Below are 16861 nucleotides of genomic sequence, written 5' to 3'. Positions count from 1 at the left end.
CGGGTCGGGCTCAGGGGTCGGGTGGTGGGGCGGCGGCGCCGGCGTTGTCGAGCAGGCGGGCCTTGCCGAAGCGCGCGGCGGCGAGCAGGCGGACCTCGCCGGCGACCACGTCGAGCGGCGCGAGCGTGGCCGCGTCGACCACTGCTGCGTAGTCGAGCTCGGCGAGCGGTTCTGCGCGGATCGTGGCCTCCACCGCCGCCTCCACCACTGCCGGGTCGCGCTCGCCGCCGTGCACCAGCGCGACGCCTGCCTGCAACGCCCGTTGGAGGACCGGTGCTGCGGCACGTTCCTCGGGGGTGAGGTACACGTTGCGGCTCGACATCGCCACGCCGTCGGGCTCGCGGACGGTCGGGCACGCCACCACCTCGACCGGGAACGAGAGGTCGGCCACCATGCGGCGCACGACCGCCACCTGTTGGTAGTCCTTCTCGCCGAAGTACATGCGGCACGGACCGAAGATGTTGCACAGCTTGGCCACGACCGTGGCGACCCCGGCAAAGTGCGTGGGGCGGGTCGCCCCTTCGAACCGTGCGGACACGTCCGCGACGCGCACCGTGGTGCACACCGGCTCTGGATACATCTCCTCGACGGTCGGCGCGAACAGCAGATGGGCGCCGGCCGCGTCGGCGAGGCGACGATCGCGGTCGAGATCGCGGGGATACGCGGCGAGGTCCTCGGTCGGCGCGAACTGCAGGGGGTTCACGAAGACCGAGGTGGCCACGAGGTCGTTGTCGGCCGCCGCGGCCCGCATCAGCGACTGGTGACCCTCGTGCAGGAACCCCATCGTGGGCACCGCGCCCACCGTGCGACCCTCGGCTCGGGCCTGGTCCAGCCGGCCGCGCAACTCGGCGACAGTCGTGATCAACTCCACGGCGGCACTCCGATGGGGTCGAACGCCGGGTCGACGAGGCGCCGGGCCTGGCGCGCCAGGGCGTCGTAAGCGGAGCGTTCGGTCGGGTCGAGCGCGGCGAGATGTGCGGCCACCGTGGGCCAGTCGCCCCGCGCGACCGGGCCGGTGAGTGCGTCGGCGGGGCCGAGCTCGACCACGCTGTCGACGGTGGAGCGCACCAGGTCGAGGTACGCCGCAAACGGGACTCCGGCGCTCGCGGCGATCCGTTCGACTTGACCGAGCAGCGCCACCAGATGGTTCGACGCGATGCACGCGGCCGCGTGGTACTCGGTGCGACGCTCGTCTGCCACATCGACCTTGCTTCCTCCGAGGGCGGCGACCACCTCCGCCGCGAGCGACCGAGCGGGATCGGTCGAGCCGGCGACCGCAAACCAGGCGCCTCGCAAGCGGCGGGCACCGAAGGGCGGCGGCGGGATGGCCACCAACGGGTGGACGGCCGCGCGCTGGCCGTGCGGGGCCAACACGCCGAGGCCGAGCGACCCCGCCACGTGCGCGATCACGGCGTCGGACCGCGGTGTGATCCGACGGGCCACCTCGCCCACCGACCGGTCGGCGACAGCCACCAGCACGAGCTCGACGCGTTCGGCCGCCCGCTCGATCGGGTCGTCGCGCCCCATCACCCCGGCGACGGACCACCCGGCGTCGGCGAGCGCCGCGGCGAACGCCGTGCCGGCCCGGCCGCCGCCCACGATGCGCACCGTGTGGCTCATCGGGAGAGGTCGAGCTCCCCCACACGGGCCACCTCACCGGTGACGTGCTCCTCCCAATCAGGCGGCACCAGGTCAGGGGCGACGTCGGCAAGCGGCGCCATCACGAACCGGCGCTCGTACATGCGGGGGTGCGGGATCTCGAGGTCGGGCGTGTCGAGCCGGAGGTCGTCGTACAACAAGATGTCGACGTCGAGCGTGCGGGGTCCCCACCGGACATCACGGGTGCGGTCCGCTGCCGCCTCCAAGCGGTGGCACACCGCCAGCAGCTCTCGGGGACCGAGGTCGGTCTCGATCTCCACCACGATGTTGAGATACGCGCCCTGACCCGGCGGGCCGCCGACCGGTTCGGTCTCGTACAACGGCGACACGGCGCGCACTTGCGGACCGAGCGTGTCGACCGCTGCCCGCAAGTGGGCCAGGCGATCGCCGAGGTTGGAGCCCAGGCTCAACAACGCACGACTCAACCCGTCACCCCACCGGGCCTGGTACGACGGATGCGAACCCCTGACGAGACGAGCTGGTGCGGCACCGGCGGCCGCAGCTTGCGGACGCGAACGTCGCATGCCTCGACCCCGTCGGCAGCGAGGACGACGTCGGCCACGCGCGCGGCGAGCCGTTCGAGCAGCGCAAACCGCTCCTCGTCGACGAGCTGCGCGACCTCATCGCACAGTCCGCCGTAGTCGACCGTGTCCGTCAGGTCGTCGGAGGCGCTGGCGGGCCGCAGGTCGACTTCCACATCGAGATCGATCTCGATCGGCTGCCGTCGCGCCTGCTCCTCGGGCAGCACGCCACAGAACGCGTTGAGGCGCAAGCCGCGCAGCTCGACCCGGTCTGGGTGCGACCCGTCGCTCATTGGCCGCTCGGAGGGGCCGGCGCCAGCGCGCTGGCGACCGAGACCAGCTCGCGGCCCACCGACCCGAGCTGCCGCTTGGTGATCTGCTCGATGATCATCGTCGCCCGCGGCGTCTCCGGCACCATGTCGGTCCACACCAGGTAGCCCGCCATCAGGCCGCACAGCCGGTCGCCGAGCTCCTCGCCGTGAACCGCGAGCTTGCCGCCCGCCGCGATCAGCTCGCGCAGCTCCGGGAACAGGCGCTGCTCGTACGCCTCGGCGTCGTCGTGCGGCGCGAACGGCCGGTGGCGCCAGACCACGCCCATCTCGGTGTAGTTGTGCAGGTTGTGCGGCGCCGGGATGATCGAGATCACGCACGTGAAGCCCTGCTCTCGCAACCAGATGATCTCTTCCTGTCGCCGCACCTTGCGGTGGTTCTCGCCGTAGCCGCCCGGACGTTCGCAGACCGCGAGTTTGTCCGCCATGATCCAGGCGAAGTTGCGGGGCGGGATGCCTTGTGCCCACTTCCCCTTCACCATGCGAGGTTCTCCCTGTCTCGGGCCGGCGGTGCGGCAGATGGTCGTACGTGCGTCATGCTCACGTCGCGGCTCCTGCGGTTGGGACGCCGGCGACTTCGGCGGTCGATGCTCGTCGGCCGCGCTCGACCGCAGCAAGCGCGGCGGCCGTGGGTTCGACGTCGTGGACCCGGACAGCGTGCACTCCTTGCATCGCAGCCCAAGCCGCCGATGCGAGCGACCCTTCGAGCCGATCGTCGACCGGAGCCGGGCGATCGTGGCCGTCGGCCCGCGACTCGAGCGTGCCGAGGAACGACTTGCGGCTGGTGCCCACCAGCACCGGCCACCCGGTGGCGATGAGCTGGTCGAGGTGGGCAAGTAGCGCCAGATTGTGATCGAGGGTCTTGCCGAACCCGATGCCCGGGTCGATCCACACCTCGCCGACGCCGAGGGCGCGGCCCGACGCGGCCCGATCAGTCAGCCAGTCGCGGACCTCGGCCACCACGTCGGTGTACTCCGGCTGACGCTGCATGGTCCGCGGGGTGCCCTGCATGTGCATGCACACCCAACCCGCGCCCGTGCGGGCGGCCACCCGCGCCAAGTCGAGCGAACCGGACACGTCGTTGACCAGCGTGGCACCCGCCTCGACCGCCGCTTCGGCGACCTCGACCTTCATCGTGTCGATCGACACCCGCGTGTGCGGCGCAAGGGCCTCCACGACCGGCAGCACCCGGCGCAGCTCCTCCACCGTGGCCACCGGGTCGGCGCCGGGACGAGTCGATTCGCCGCCGACGTCGACCACTGAAGCCCCGGCCGCGACCATCGCCAGGCCGTGCTCGATCGCGGCAGGGCCGTCGAACCACTGGCCGCCGTCGGAGAACGAGTCCGGCGTGACGTTGAGCACGCCCATGACGAGGGGGGACACGGCGGTCAAGGCTACAAGGGGCATGCAAATCGTCGTTCTGGGCACGGAAAGCGCCCTGGGGGGCACGGCCAGGTGCCCGCAATGGGGTTTCGGGGGTGCTGGGGGGGTCGGGGGGTGCTCGGGGGTCAGGCCTGGAGGAAGCGCATCGCTTCTTGCCGGGTCGACACGTTGGTGCGGAACAGGCCCCGTACGGCCGAGGTGACAGTGGTGGCACCCGGCTTGCGGACACCCCGCATCGACATGCACAGGTGCTCGGCCTCGACCACCACCATCACGCCCTTGGGGCTCAGCGTGCGGTCGATCTCGTCGGCGATCTGGCTGGTCAGCCGCTCTTGCACCTGCGGCCGGCGGGCGTAGGCGTCAACGAGGCGGGCCAGCTTCGACAGGCCCGTGACCCGGCCGTCGTCGTTGGGGATGTACGCCACGTGCGCCTTGCCGATCCAGGGCAACAGGTGATGCTCGCAACACGAGTACAGGGCGATGTCGCGCACCATCACCATCTCGTCGTGGTCGGCCTCGAACGTGACCTGGAGGTGGTGCTCGGGCGCCTCCCGCAGACCGCTGAAGATCTCGGCGTACATGCGGGCCACCCGGGCCGGCGTGTCCACCAGTCCGTCGCGGTCGGGGTTCTCGCCGATCGCCAGGAGGATCTCACGCACCGCGGCGGCGATCCGCGCCTGATCTGGCGCTGGGTGGCCGTTGAGCTTGACCGAGGGGCGAGCCGCCCGATCGTTGGTCGAGATATCGGAAGTGGTGTGGTCGGTCATGGCGCGTCAGCTGTCGTCCGTGGCGGTGGAGCGCCGGCGGCCGCGACCCGACGACTTGCCAGTCGCGCGCCCCGACGACCCATTGGTTCCAGTGTCACCTTTGCCCGCTCCCGTCGATCCCGCCGCGCTCTTCGCCCCGGTGCCGCCGCCCGCCGTGGCCTTGCGGATCCGACGGTTCGGCGTGGGCTTGCCCTTCCACGTGTCGAGCCCGCCGAACAGCTCCATGATCGCCGGCGGGTCGAGCGTCTCGTGCTCGACGAGCGCGTCGGCGAGACGGTCGAGCGTGGGACGGTGCAGCTCGAGGATCTCGCGAGCTTCGGCGTGGCCCTCGTCGATCAGCCGGCGGATCTCCGCGTCGATGTCCGCCGCCACCGAATCGGAGTAGTTCGGCTGGTGGCCCATGTCGCGGCCGAGGAACACCTCACCGTTCTTGTCGCCGAGCCGCTGCGGTCCGAGGTGATCGCTCATCCCCCACTCGGTGACCATGGCCCGCGCCAAGTTGGTGGCCCGCTCGATGTCATCGGACGCGCCGGTGGTCGGGTCGCCGAAGATCATCTCTTCCGCCGTGCGACCACCGAGGATCATGGCGAGCTGATCGCGCAGCTCAGAGCGGGTGCGCAGCACCTTGTCCTCGGTGGGCAGCGCCAGCGTCCACCCCAGGGCGCGGCCGCGGGCCACGATCGAGATCTTGTGGATCGGGTCGGTGCCCGGCAGCACGTGACCGACCAGCGCGTGGCCGCCCTCGTGATACGCGATCACCCGGCGCTCGCGTTCGGAGAGCACCTTGGTCTTGCGCTCCGGACCCGCGATCACGCGGTCGATGGCGTCCTCCATCTCCTCCATCGAGACGAGGGACTTGTCGCGGCGCGCTGCCAGCAGCGCCGCCTCGTTCATGAGGTTGGCCAGGTCGGCACCGGTGAATCCCGGGGTGCGGCGCGCCACGACGTCGACGTGGACATCGGGCGCGAGCGGCTTGCCCTTGGCGTGGACGTTGAGGATCGCCCGGCGACCCTCCAAGTCGGGCTGGTCGACCACGATCTGGCGATCGAAGCGACCCGGCCGCAACAGCGCCGGGTCCAAGATGTCGGGCCGGTTGGTGGCGGCGATGAGGATCACACCGGTCTTTACATCGAAGCCGTCCATCTCCACGAGCAGCTGGTTGAGGGTCTGCTCACGCTCGTCGTGCCCGCCACCGAGACCTGCCCCGCGGTGACGGCCGACGGCATCGATCTCGTCGACGAACACGATGGCGGGCGCGGCCGCCTTGGCTTGTTCGAACAAGTCGCGGACCCGGCTCGCGCCCACGCCGACGAACATCTCGACGAAGTCGGACCCCGAGATGGAGAAGAACGGCACGCCAGCCTCGCCGGCGACCGCCCGGGCGAGCAGGGTCTTGCCGGTGCCGGGCGGCCCGTACAGCAGCACGCCCTTGGGGATCTTCGCCCCCATGGCCTGGAACTTGGCGGGATGCTGGAGGAAGTCCTTGATCTCCTGGAGCTCCTCGACCGCTTCCTCGACCCCGGCCACATCCGCGAACGTGACCTTCGGTTCGTCCTTGGACACCTGCTTGGCCCGGGCTTTGCCGAACGAGATGACCTTCGACCCACCGCCCTGCATCGCGGACACGAAGTAGAAGAACGCCCCGAGGATCAACACGAAGGGGCCGAGGTTGAACAGCAGCGACTCCCACAGCGGGGTGTGCTGATGGTCGACCTTGATCTCGACGTCGTGCTGTTGAAGCCGGTCGACGATCTGTGAGGTGTACCGCTCGGGGTACGAGGTCTTGAACTTGGTGCCGTCGTGGAGCTTGCCGGACACCGAGCGGTCGCCGTCTTTCAACGTGGCTTCGGCCACCTGGCCGTGGTCGACCTTGGTCAGGAACTGGTCGAGCCGGTACTTCTTCGGCTTGGAGCCCCCGCCCACGAACATGCTGATGGCGACGAGGACGATGATGGCGACGGCGGCCGACGCGACGACCGGGCGGATGAACTTCCTCACAAGGTCGCCCAGGCTACTTGCGCGCCACACGCCGCCACACCTCGACGACGACGGTTTGCACCGCCTGCTGCCGAGCCGGTCGCGCGGCCGCTGGCCGCCCCGGCCTCACTCGCCGACGTACTCGGCGATGTACGGCAGGTTCCGGTATTGCTGGGAGACGTCGAGCCCGTAGCCGACCACGAACGCGGGCGGGATCTCGAAGCCGACGTACGCCAGGTCGGGGTCGCCCTTCTGCTGGCCTTCTCGCACGAGCAACGCGCAGACCTCGAGGCTCGCCGGGTTGCGATGCGCGAGGTTCTTGCGCAGGTACTGCAACGTGAGGCCGGAGTCGATGATGTCCTCGACCAGGACCACGTGGCGGTCCGACAAGTCGACGTCGAGGTCCTTGACGATCCGCACGACACCGCTCGACCGCGTCGACGAGCCATACGACGAGACCGCCATGAAGTCGACCTCGACCGGCAGGTCGATGTGGCGAACGAGGTCGGCCATGAACATGAACGCGCCTTTCAGCACGCCCACGAGGAGCACCGGGAGCGGCTCGCGCTCGGCGTAGTCGCGGGTGATCTGCACGCCCAGCTCCGCGATGCGCTCCTGCAACCGGTCGGCGTCGACCACCACTTGCCCGACCAGGGGGTCCTCCCGCCCGATCACGACGTCACCCCGCCGTGGGCGCCGACGACGAGAGGTGTGGACATGGGGGCGCGCTCCAGCGTGGCGAACGGGGCGGCTGCAGCTTGGCACACCACCCGTTCAGCGAGCACTGCGAGACCTGCCGGCGCGGTCGGCGGCCGTAGGGGGTGGAACGATCCGCAAGCGCTGGCCGGTGCGAGCCACCCGCCAGCCGCCGGCCAGTTCGGTGGCCCGCACGGACCCCCGGGCCACCGCCAGGACGCGCTCGAGCGCCGCACGGTCCGGCGGATACCCGCCCCCCGCCCCGCGGAGCCACGACCGCAGGGCCGCTGCGGCCACCGGGGTGGGGGCAGCGGCGAGCGCACGGGCGTCGGTCGGGTCCAGCTCGCCGGCGAGCGCCGTGGCGAGGTCCTCGAGTTGACGGAACACGCCTGCCTGTCCGGCCAGGACCGGCGCTGGGTCGCGCCCCGCGAGGTCGGCCAGCAGCGGCAGCAGTTCGTGGCGCACCCGGTTGCGCAAGATCGACGGGTCCCGGTTCGAGGGGTCGTCGACCGGCGTCCACCCGAGCACGTGGCACAGCTTCGCCGTCTCCGAACGTCGCACTGCGAGCAGCGGGCGGCGCTCGGGAGCCATCCCGGCCATGCCGGCCGGCCCGGCCCCGCGCAGCAAGTTCAACAGCATCGTCTCGGCCTGGTCGTCGAGGGTGTGACCGGTGAGGACGTCGGCGGGCAGCACTGCGTAGCGGGCAGCGCGCGCACGCGCCTCCAAGTTCGGACCTGGCGCGACCTGGACCGCCTCGGACCGGAACGCGACGCCGACCTCGCTCGCGGCGGCGGCCACCACCTCGGCTTCGCCAGCCGATCCCGGGCGCAGGCCATGGTCGACGTGGATGGCGGTGACGGCGAGACCGTGGTGGACCGCCAGCGCCAGCAGCGCCAGCGAATCGGGACCACCCGACACCGCGCACGAGACCGCGGTGCCCGGCTCCGGAAACCGGCAGCGGGCCACCAGCGCGTCGAGCAGGGGGTCCGAGCGCAAGCCCACCGGCGGACGACCCGAGCCTTACGCCGTGAGGGCAGACGTTCCCCGCACCCTGCCGATCCACCGGTCAGGGTCACGGATCTCGCTGATGCCCGGCAGCATGGCCGGCGACTCCCAGGCCCGATTCAGCAACTCGGAGCCACCGACACCCTCGACGCGCTCGATGAAGCGCTCACCTTGCTCGTACTGCTTGAGCTTGGCCTCCAGCCCGATCAGGCGCTGCAACAGGTGCAGGACCGGGTTCGACTGGCGCCGCCGCTGACGCAGCACACGGTTGAAGCGCTCGGCGCTCGGGATCTGGTCGGCGCCCGCTCGGTCCATGGTCACGTCGCCGTGTCCTTCGAGCAGGCTCATCAGACCGCTCATCTGGTCGAGCGCCACGCGCTGTTCGTCACTGGCGAACACCGCTGCGAGGCCGCCGTCGTCGAGCGGGTTGCGGCCCTGTCGCAGCTCCGACGCCACCCGGCCGACGGCGTCGAAGAACCGCTTCGGGTCGGGCTCGACCGCACCCAGGACCGTGCTGACCAAGCCGAGGAAGTGCTCGCGCATCCAGGGAATGCCGGTGAACTGCGCCCGGTGCGTGGTCTCGTGCAAAGCCAGCCAGAGGCGGAACTCGCGAGGCGGGAAGCCGAATCGCTTCTCGAGCCCCAGCACGTTGGGGCCGACGAAGTACACGATGTCTTGTTCGTCGACGCGCTCGTCCTCGACGATCAACAGGTCGTACTGGCCGAGCACCCGGGACGACATCCAGCCGAGCATCAGGCCGACTTCCGTCGCGGCGACGCGACGGGCGATCGGCGCGGTCGGTCCGGTCATCTTCGATCCGAGCCGTTCGGTCAGCGGGCGCAGCATCCGCTGGAACGACGCCAGGTTGGCGCGCACCCAACCAGGGCGGTCGGTCACCCTCGCGCGCGCCGGGCCGGCAAGGCTGTGCAGCCCCGTGGTGTCGGCGACCCTCCCCTCGGCCTCTGCGGTCAGCTCGACGAAGTCAGGACCCAGCGAGGCGTAGTGGTACGACTCCGAGAACGGGTCACGACCAGCGGTGCGGACGGCGACCCGCTCTGCCCACTTCCAGTCGACGACGTCGGGCACCGAGGGCTCTGTTCAGCGACGGCGGAGTGCGTCTTGCACCCGGCGCTGGATTTCGCCTGGGGGGTACTTCAGCGACACGGCCTTGACCGCGTAACCCGCGGCCAGAGCGACGAGCGTGAGGATCACGAGGATCGCCACCGCCGCGGCGATCCAAAACGTCCAGATCACTCCTGCCAAGACCATGAGCGCATCCTACGCCGGTCACCCGCCGCTTCTGGTAGTCGGCGCCAACCGACCCCCGCGGGCGATCAGTGCGCCATGGGGGTCCCGTTCCCGGCGAGGAGCACGCCGGTGGCGCCGCGGGCGGCGTCGTTGAACTTGTGGCTCACGGCGGCGTACGACCCGTCCTCAGGGATCGTCAGCTCCACGAACCCACCCTGCGCCGGGGTGAGGTCGAGGGCTTGGGACCCACCCGTCGAGACGCCGGGCCGCAAGAGCCACGCACCTTCCTTGTACACGCCGTCGAAGATGGTGCCGACGATGTGGAACGACGAGGTCTCGTTCGGTCCCACGTTCAGCACCCAGACTCGGATCCGCTCGCCGGCGGTGACGTGGATCGGAGCGAACTTGTACTGGTTGTAGTAGCCGTTGAACACCACGGCGTCGGGCTTGCCGTCGAGCATCTTGGTGTAGTCGCCCGGCTGGCCCTCGGGGCCGAGGTACAGCTCCGATTGCACCATCAGCAGCTCCTTGTCGACTCGGGGCAGGTCGGGCGGGTCGATGATCACTGCGCCGTACATGCCGTTGCCGATGTGGTGAAGGACCGGTGCGGTTCCGCAGTGGTACATCCAGATCCCGGAATGCCCGGCGCGGAACGTGTACGTGAGCCGCTGGCCGGGGGCGAGCGTGCGCATGTTGCGATCCATCGCCGTCTGTGAGGCGTGGAAGTCGATGCTGTGCGAGACCTTGCCATCGTTCACGAGCGTCACGTTGAACACGTCGCCGACCTTGCCGCGCAGCACCGGGCCGGGGACCTGGTCGTTGAAGGTCCACATCTGCTGGGAGACGCCCGGAGCAACCTCCATGACCTTCTCGGTGGCGTGGAAGGTGACGTCGTGGACGGTGCCACCTGGGGCGGGCGCCAGCGTGGCGTCACGCGGCTTCCACGACGAGGCCGGCTGGGCATTGGGGTCGATGGTGGCGTCGGTCCCGCTTCCGCTCGTGGATCCGGAGCTGGCGCTGTTCATCATCGAGTGGTCCATCGCGGTCGAGCTCGCGTCAGATGCGGTTGCCGACGCGGCTGTGCCGCCGCCCGTGGTGATGTCCATGGTCATGCCGGCCGCGCGGTGGCCGGGCACCGAGCAGTACGCCTGGGTCGCCGAGTCGATCGTGGCGGTGACGGTGCCCGACTTGCCCGGCTGCAACATCGAGGTCTTGTGGCCGCTGACCACGAAGTCGTGCGTCATCTTGCCGTGGTTGGTCACTTTGAACGTGACCGGCGTGCCGGCCGCGACGTCGAGCTTGGCGGGCTTGATGTAGAAGTCGCCGAGCTCCACCTCGACGGTCTGGGGCGCCGCGGTCGCGACCCGGCTGCCCGCGCTCGACTTCGTCGTGATGGCGACGCCGACGGCGGCGATCGAGACGAGCATCGCCCCCAATGCGCTCAGTGCGCACAGCATCAAGAACTTGTCGCGCCGCAGCGCCGGTGCGGCTGCCGGTTCGGCGTCAACGGTGGGCACACCGCCGGTGTCGTGTGATGACGGAGCGTTCATCGCGGGGACCTCTTTGTCGCCTGCAACGTGACCGGAGACGACCTCCGGCCCACGGCACTCGGCCGTGCACCATCACCATCGACGATCTGCCGCGCGACCGAACGGGCCGAAGGTCCCTATCCGACGGCGCCGTTGGTCACATCCCGAGGGCCATCGCGGAGGCCACGATCAGGGGTTGGCCAGGTCGAACTCGTCCGCGACGACCTTGGCGGCATCGGCGACCGTGCGTTGGAACACGGAGCTCGGCACCCCGTCCTCGTCGGCAGATCGCACGGTGGCCACCGCGGCCCGCAGCCGCTTGCGGGCCGATGGCCCCAGCCACTTCGCCTTGGCGATGGCGGCTTCGAGGTCGGCGTCGAGCTGGTCGAGCGACTGGCGGAACGTCGCCGCGGACTTGCCCTGCGCGCCCTGCTGGGTGGCCTCGTACTCGGTCGGAAGGCTCTCGAGGAGACCCGTCGTCCGCTGCGCCCGTGACTGCGCGGCATGGATGCCGTCGCTCAGCCCAGGTGCGGTCAGCCGACCGACGAGCACGCCGACGAGCAACCCCACCACCACGCCCGCGCCGATCAGGAGGATCAGTCGCCGGCGTCGCTTGGCCGCAGGGATGTACAGCGCCACTTGGATCTCCTTGGGGTCTGCGGATCGGATGATCAGTCGCGGATGACGACGACCATCGAGGGGTCGGGATCGTCGGCCAAGCGACGGACCGCTTCGTCGACTTCACGGCCGGCCACCCCGATCATCCGGGTGCCACCCACCAGCCACACCGAGGGAGCCACCGTCATCGGCCCCACCCGCTTCGTGCACGCATCGACGAGCGCGGCGACCTTCTCGACCGCAGCCTGGTCGCCGCCGGACACCGCACCGCCCGGCCCGCCCGCGAGGCGGTCACCGAAGCGGTCGAGGACCACGACATCGCCGAAGCGGTTGCGGCGCCTTCGCCCGGTCGTTCCGTTGGCGCCGCCGGCCACCCAGAACGAACCAGCGGGCACCGGTGCCGGCAGACCCGACTCGCCGGCGATCGCAGCAGCCTGGTCGGCGTCGATGGGAGGGCGGCCGGGCAGCGCTCCGGCCTCGAGACCGACCGCACCTGTCGCGATCGCGCGCAACGTGGACCGCTCCGCCTCGAACTCCACTCGCACGTCGACCGAGTCGGCGCTGGCACCCGCGGCGAGCACCGCTGCTTCGGCTTCGGCGGCGACGGCATCGCTGTCGGCCGCCGACGGGCTCACCACCGTGCGCTCCACTTCGGTGCGCACCAGCGACAGGGCGTCGCCGATCGACGAGATCACCTCGGCGCCGGTCGGCACGATGCACTCCAGTCCCAGGGTGGAAGCCAGCCAGCGCCCGAGCCCGCCGGCTCCGCCGCCCACGGCGACGAGGGTCGGGCGTTCGAGCTCGAACTCGGCGACCACGGCGCCGACCAGCTCCGACAACGCGTCGGCCGATGCTTGGAGCATCCGCCTGGCAACCTCGTCGCCGTCGAGGCCGACCAGTTCGCCGGCCGCGGCGAGCCCCGCCCGGGCAGCGTCGGGGTGCGCATCGAGCGCGGCGTAGTCGCCGGCCTCGGGCACGCCCAGCGCCACGGCCGCGCACGTGTTGGTGACGGCGGCCGACCGGCCGTCGGCGAGACGCAGCACCACGTGGTCGGCTGGATCGCCGTTGCGTGGGGCGATCAGCTCGGCCCGAGCGCCTTCGAGATCGGCGACGTCGAGATAGCAGCAGTACGGGAGCCCGGCGATGTGCGCGCTGCGGGGACCCACGCCATAGACGTGGCCGTGACGAACCCGCAGCATCGAGCCGCCCGCCACGCCGAGCACGCGGACGTCGAGCGCTCGGACTGCGGTGGCGTGGCTGGCGACTTGCACGTACGACAGCGCCGGCTTGCCGGCCTTGATCGCCGCCACGTTGGTGGAGGTACCACCGACTTCGATCACCACGCCGTCTTTGATCTGGGTGAAACGCAAGACGCCGGCCACCGACGCGGCCGGGCCGGAGTACAACGTTCGTGCCGGCTCTCGCCGGAACCCTTCGGGGTCGGTGGCTCCGCCGTCACCTCGCATCACCATCACCGGCGCGTCGATCCCCGCCTCGGCCACACCTCGCTCGACGAACTCGTCGGTGCGCACCGCGATCGGCAAGATCGACGCGTTCAGCGCCGCCGTGACGGCCCGCAGCTCCAACCCGTACAGCCCGGTCATCTCCGACGATCCACAAGTCGGCAAGCCGCGCTCGCGGGCGGCCGCGACCGCGCGCTGCTCGTCGAGCCCGCCCTCGGGGGCAAAGGCTTCCGCGACGCACACGGCCGTGGCGCCGCCGGACTGCATCCGGTCGAGCGCGCCGGCCAGCGCGTCACAGGTGAGGCCCTCGGTGATGTCGAGGAACTGCGGCACGACGTGGAGGCGCTTGCCCGGCGACAGCTCGACGTGGTCGAGGCGGGTGCGACGCCGGGCTTTGCGCAAGTCGGGCTCGCGGCCCATGCCGAGCACACCCACGGTCTCGACATCGCCCTCGAGCAGCGCGTTGACGGCTTGCGTGGTCGAGTGCGTCACCAGGTCGACTCGCTCGACGCCCACCGCGTCGGCCACTTCGTGCACGACCCGCACCACGCCGGCTGCAGGCCCCTCCGCCGCGTCGTGCGTGGTGGGCACCACCGCCCGCGCCACCACTTCGCGGGCCGCCAAGTCGAACGCCACGGCTTTGGTGAACGTGCCGCCGACATCGACACCGACGCGGATCCCTCCGGGGGTGGTCCGCCGGTGGGGGCGACCGTTGGTGGCCACGCCGTTCGAGGCGCGCACGGCCTCGACGCCGACAGGCAACGTAGCGGGCGAGCCGTTGACACCCGCCCCGCTGCCCAACGCCGCGCCGGCGGGGCCGTCCTCGGCCTCCACGCTGCCCACCACGGCGGGCTCGGGCGGCGCGTCGGGCCGATGCGCGTCGGCGTGGGCTTCGGCCCGACGGCGACGCATCGGTCGGATGACGAACGTGTAGAGGCCACCGAGCAGGTACACCGCGGTCAGCGCGATCTGACCCACCACACTCGCAACCGTCGGGTAGTAGCCGACGGCCTGCGAGAAGTAGATGGGCAGCTGCGGCCAACCGTGGAGACGCCGCATCTCGATCGTGGCCGACTCCTGCAACGCGTACAGCGCGTTGCCGAGGATCGCGACCGACGTCGCCATGACCACGATCACCGCGATCGCGAGGAACGTGCGGATCGGCAGCTTCTTGCCGTACCGGAAGATGGCGAAGCTGATCGCGCCGAGCACTGCGGCACCGGCCAGCGAACCCGCCAGCACCCAGTGCCCCATGCCGGTGCCGAACGACGCGATGGCCTGGAAGAACAGGGCCATCTCGAAGCCCTCGCGGTACACCGACGTGAACCCGATCGCCATCAGTGACGCGGCCGACCCCGCGGAGACCGCGGTCCAGACCTTGCCCTTCAGGAACTCGAGCCAGCGCCGCTGCTCGAGACGCGCCACCAGCCAGAACGACACATAGAAGAGCACGGCCACCGCGAGAATCCCGACGATGGCCTCGAACACCTCACGCCCGAACGGCAGCACCGAGAAGATGGCGTCGATGGCGAGGAACGTGCCGATCGACGCCACGACCGCGAGGGCCACGCCGACGAGGATCGGGCGCTTGAATCGGCCGTTCTTGGTGGATTCCAGGTAGCCGAGCAGCACCGACAGCAACAGGACGGCTTCGAGCCCCTCGCGCAACAGCACGGTGAACGCCTGACCGAACACCAGCAGCGGCGCCGCGCCCTGCGACGTGAGCCGTCGCTCGGCGTCGTTGATGGTGCCGCGAAGGGTGACGATCTTCTTGCGGATCGAGGCGGTCGATTCGTTGTCGCTGATCGCATTGCGGATCTCGGCGAACTGGGCCTCGGCCTCGAGCTTGAGGTTCGCGTCGACGATGACCAGTGGGATCTCGACGATCTCGAAGTGATCGAGGTAGCCCGCCTTGGACACGCGGAACGCTTCCTTGCGCTTGCCGTGGTCGAGCAGGTCCAGCGTCTGATCGATCGAGACCCGCACCTTGCGCAGCGCTTTGATCGCGTCGTCCTTGCTGACCGACCCGGCACCCTGCGCCTGCCCGGCGCCTGTCGCGATCGCGTCGGGTGTCGCGGGTGTCGCGCTCGCGGCCGTCGCACCGCGCGCGCCCGGGCCGAGCAGCCCACCCAGGATCAGTGCGGCGATGCAAGCCGCGAGGGCGACGCGCGCCGGCCACGACGGTGACCGCTCCATGCGTGCAGGGGGGCCGGCGGTCACCAGATCACGACGTGTGGTGCTGGAGGAACTCGGTGGCCTGCGTCGCTTGTGCCTCGGCCCCGGCCTTCACGTCGGCGACCTTCTTGTCGGCCACCCCGTTGGTGATCTTGGCCTGCGCATCCTCGAACGCGATGTACGAGTCGGGGTCCTCGGCCTTGATCCGACCCTCGATCTTGTTCCAGATCGACTCGATGCCGTCCGCCTCCTGCTTCGCCGTCTCGAAGTCACCGCTGTCCGCGGCGGCCGCAACGGCGTTGCCCTTGGCGACCAGCTTCGGCAAGTCGGCCCGCACTTGTGCCATGGGGACCTTGATCGACTCGGGTGGCACGGTGGTCGACGAGCTCGAGGACTTGGAGCTGCTGCAGGCGCCGGCGACCAGCGCGAACGCCATCGCCAAGACCGCGACGAACCACCACGCGCCGCTGCGACGGCGCCGGATCGGAGACGAAGATGCCATGGCCGGAGCGTAGGACGTTAGGCATCCCTAATGCCAGCCGCCCAGGTCCCCTCCCTGCGGAGGGAACGGTCCGAACCGTCAGATCGGGGCGGTCCCCGCGCCGCCTGACGCGCCGGCCTCGGTCTCGCGAAGGGCTGCGGCGATCCGCGCCTTCAACGCTTCGGGGACCTGCTCCTGGCAACGCCGTTGCACCACCGCGCGCAACTCGACTTGGAAGTCGAACACTTCGAGACAACTCCCGCAGTCGTCGATGTGGCGGGAGATCCGCGCCCGCTTCTCGTCGGTGAGCTCACCGTCGAGGAAGGTGTAGAGCTCGTGCAGGGCGTCGTCGCAGTCAGACATGGGTTCGTTCGCTGGCGTCGGGGGTGGGCTCGCTGCGGTCGGCGAGGCCGTGGGTGACGGCGTATCCGTACAACTGCTTCTCGAGCGCTTTTCTTCCTCGGTGCAAGCGGCTCATGACCGTTCCGATCGGGATGTCGAGGATCTCGGCGATCTCCTTGTAGGAGAAGCCCTCCACGTCGGCCAGCAGGACGGCCATGCGGTAGTTCTCCGGAAGGTGCTCGACCGCCTGCTTGACCTCGGCCTCGCTGAACCAGTCCATGAGCTCGTCCTCGGCACTCCGCGAGGCTCGAGCAGCCTCCAGACCACCGAGACGTCGGTACAAGTACAGGTCCTCCACCTCGTCGAGATCGGACTCGTCGGGGCGACGTTGCTTGGCCCGGTAGCTGTTGATGAAGGTGTTGGTGAGGATCCGGTACAACCACGCCTTCAAGTTCGTGCCCTGCTCGAACCCGCCGAAACCCCGGTAGGCACGCAGGTACGCGTCCTGGACGAGATCTTCGGCGTCGGCCCGGTTGCGGGTCATGCGCATGGCCGCGCCGAACAGCCCGTCCATGTAGGGCACGGCCTGCTCGGCGAACGTGGCCTGGTCTGCCATCGACCGAAGTGTACGCGGCCCTCCGGCGCCTCCCCCTTCGCGTCGCCAGCCG

The 16861-nt window shown here is 70.3% G+C and carries 18 protein-coding genes; all 18 read right to left on the bottom strand.

Annotated elements, in window-relative coordinates; translation table 11 throughout:
- Positions 1-10 precede the first annotated feature (10 nt).
- Positions 11-871, bottom strand: a complete 861-nt coding sequence (gene panC / locus VHA73_01620) for a pantoate--beta-alanine ligase (GenBank protein HVX16704.1) — start codon at positions 869-871, stop codon at positions 11-13.
- Positions 862-1620 (bottom strand): DUF2520 domain-containing protein, encoded by a 759-nt coding sequence (locus tag VHA73_01615; protein ID HVX16703.1) that lies wholly within the window; start codon positions 1618-1620, stop codon positions 862-864. Before VHA73_01615 ends, panC begins: the two co-directional genes overlap by 10 nt.
- Positions 1617-2084 (bottom strand): 2-amino-4-hydroxy-6-hydroxymethyldihydropteridine diphosphokinase, encoded by a 468-nt coding sequence (gene folK, locus VHA73_01610; GenBank protein ID HVX16702.1) that lies wholly within the window; start codon positions 2082-2084, stop codon positions 1617-1619. Before folK ends, VHA73_01615 begins: the two co-directional genes overlap by 4 nt.
- Positions 2081-2473, bottom strand: a complete 393-nt coding sequence (gene folB, locus VHA73_01605) for a dihydroneopterin aldolase (GenBank protein HVX16701.1) — start codon at positions 2471-2473, stop codon at positions 2081-2083. The genes folK and folB overlap by 4 nt, the downstream gene beginning before the upstream one ends.
- Positions 2470-2991, bottom strand: a complete 522-nt coding sequence (locus VHA73_01600; protein ID HVX16700.1) for a hypothetical protein — start codon at positions 2989-2991, stop codon at positions 2470-2472. The genes folB and VHA73_01600 overlap by 4 nt, the downstream gene beginning before the upstream one ends.
- Before the next feature lie 58 nt (positions 2992-3049).
- Positions 3050-3892, bottom strand: a complete 843-nt coding sequence (folP, locus tag VHA73_01595; protein HVX16699.1) for a dihydropteroate synthase — start codon at positions 3890-3892, stop codon at positions 3050-3052.
- A 125-nt stretch (positions 3893-4017) separates the two neighbouring features.
- Positions 4018-4659, bottom strand: a complete 642-nt coding sequence (gene folE / locus VHA73_01590; GenBank protein HVX16698.1) for a GTP cyclohydrolase I FolE — start codon at positions 4657-4659, stop codon at positions 4018-4020.
- Between the two features lie 6 nt (positions 4660-4665).
- Complete coding sequence (gene ftsH, locus VHA73_01585) at positions 4666-6657, bottom strand: ATP-dependent zinc metalloprotease FtsH (GenBank protein HVX16697.1); 1992 nt, start codon at positions 6655-6657, stop codon at positions 4666-4668.
- A 105-nt stretch (positions 6658-6762) separates the two neighbouring features.
- Positions 6763-7311, bottom strand: coding sequence for a hypoxanthine phosphoribosyltransferase (gene hpt / locus VHA73_01580; protein ID HVX16696.1), 549 nt, complete (start codon positions 7309-7311; stop codon positions 6763-6765).
- Positions 7312-7410: 99 nt separating this feature from the next.
- Entirely contained in the window at positions 7411-8334 is a 924-nt protein-coding gene (tilS, locus tag VHA73_01575) for a tRNA lysidine(34) synthetase TilS (protein HVX16695.1), read from the bottom strand.
- 18 nt (positions 8335-8352) lie between these two features.
- Entirely contained in the window at positions 8353-9423 is a 1071-nt protein-coding gene (locus tag VHA73_01570; GenBank protein ID HVX16694.1) for a zinc-dependent metalloprotease, read from the bottom strand.
- A 12-nt stretch (positions 9424-9435) separates the two neighbouring features.
- The gene (locus tag VHA73_01565; GenBank protein HVX16693.1) at positions 9436-9606 is read right to left on the bottom strand and encodes a hypothetical protein; all 171 of its coding nucleotides are present in this window, start codon (positions 9604-9606) and stop codon (positions 9436-9438) included.
- 65 nt (positions 9607-9671) lie between these two features.
- Entirely contained in the window at positions 9672-11135 is a 1464-nt protein-coding gene (locus VHA73_01560) for a multicopper oxidase domain-containing protein (protein HVX16692.1), read from the bottom strand.
- 168 nt (positions 11136-11303) lie between these two features.
- The gene (locus VHA73_01555) at positions 11304-11753 is read right to left on the bottom strand and encodes a hypothetical protein (GenBank protein HVX16691.1); all 450 of its coding nucleotides are present in this window, start codon (positions 11751-11753) and stop codon (positions 11304-11306) included.
- 32 nt (positions 11754-11785) lie between these two features.
- Positions 11786-15415: a hydantoinase/oxoprolinase family protein gene (locus VHA73_01550; protein HVX16690.1), complete on the bottom strand. Its 3630-nt coding sequence runs from the start codon at positions 15413-15415 to the stop codon at positions 11786-11788.
- Between the two features lie 4 nt (positions 15416-15419).
- A complete protein-coding gene (locus VHA73_01545; protein ID HVX16689.1) occupies positions 15420-15872 on the bottom strand; it encodes a hypothetical protein in 453 nt (150 codons plus the stop codon).
- A gap of 78 nt (positions 15873-15950) precedes the next feature.
- The gene (gene rsrA / locus VHA73_01540; GenBank protein ID HVX16688.1) at positions 15951-16214 is read right to left on the bottom strand and encodes a mycothiol system anti-sigma-R factor; all 264 of its coding nucleotides are present in this window, start codon (positions 16212-16214) and stop codon (positions 15951-15953) included.
- Complete coding sequence (locus VHA73_01535) at positions 16207-16809, bottom strand: sigma-70 family RNA polymerase sigma factor (GenBank protein HVX16687.1); 603 nt, start codon at positions 16807-16809, stop codon at positions 16207-16209. Before VHA73_01535 ends, rsrA begins: the two co-directional genes overlap by 8 nt.
- Between the last annotated feature and the right edge of the window lie 52 nt (positions 16810-16861).

It is taken from the genome of Acidimicrobiales bacterium, assembly GCA_035547835.1.
In the GTDB taxonomy this organism is placed as follows: Bacteria; Actinomycetota; Acidimicrobiia; order Acidimicrobiales; family Iamiaceae; genus DASZTW01.
This window is presented reverse-complemented; position numbering and strand designations above follow the sequence as displayed.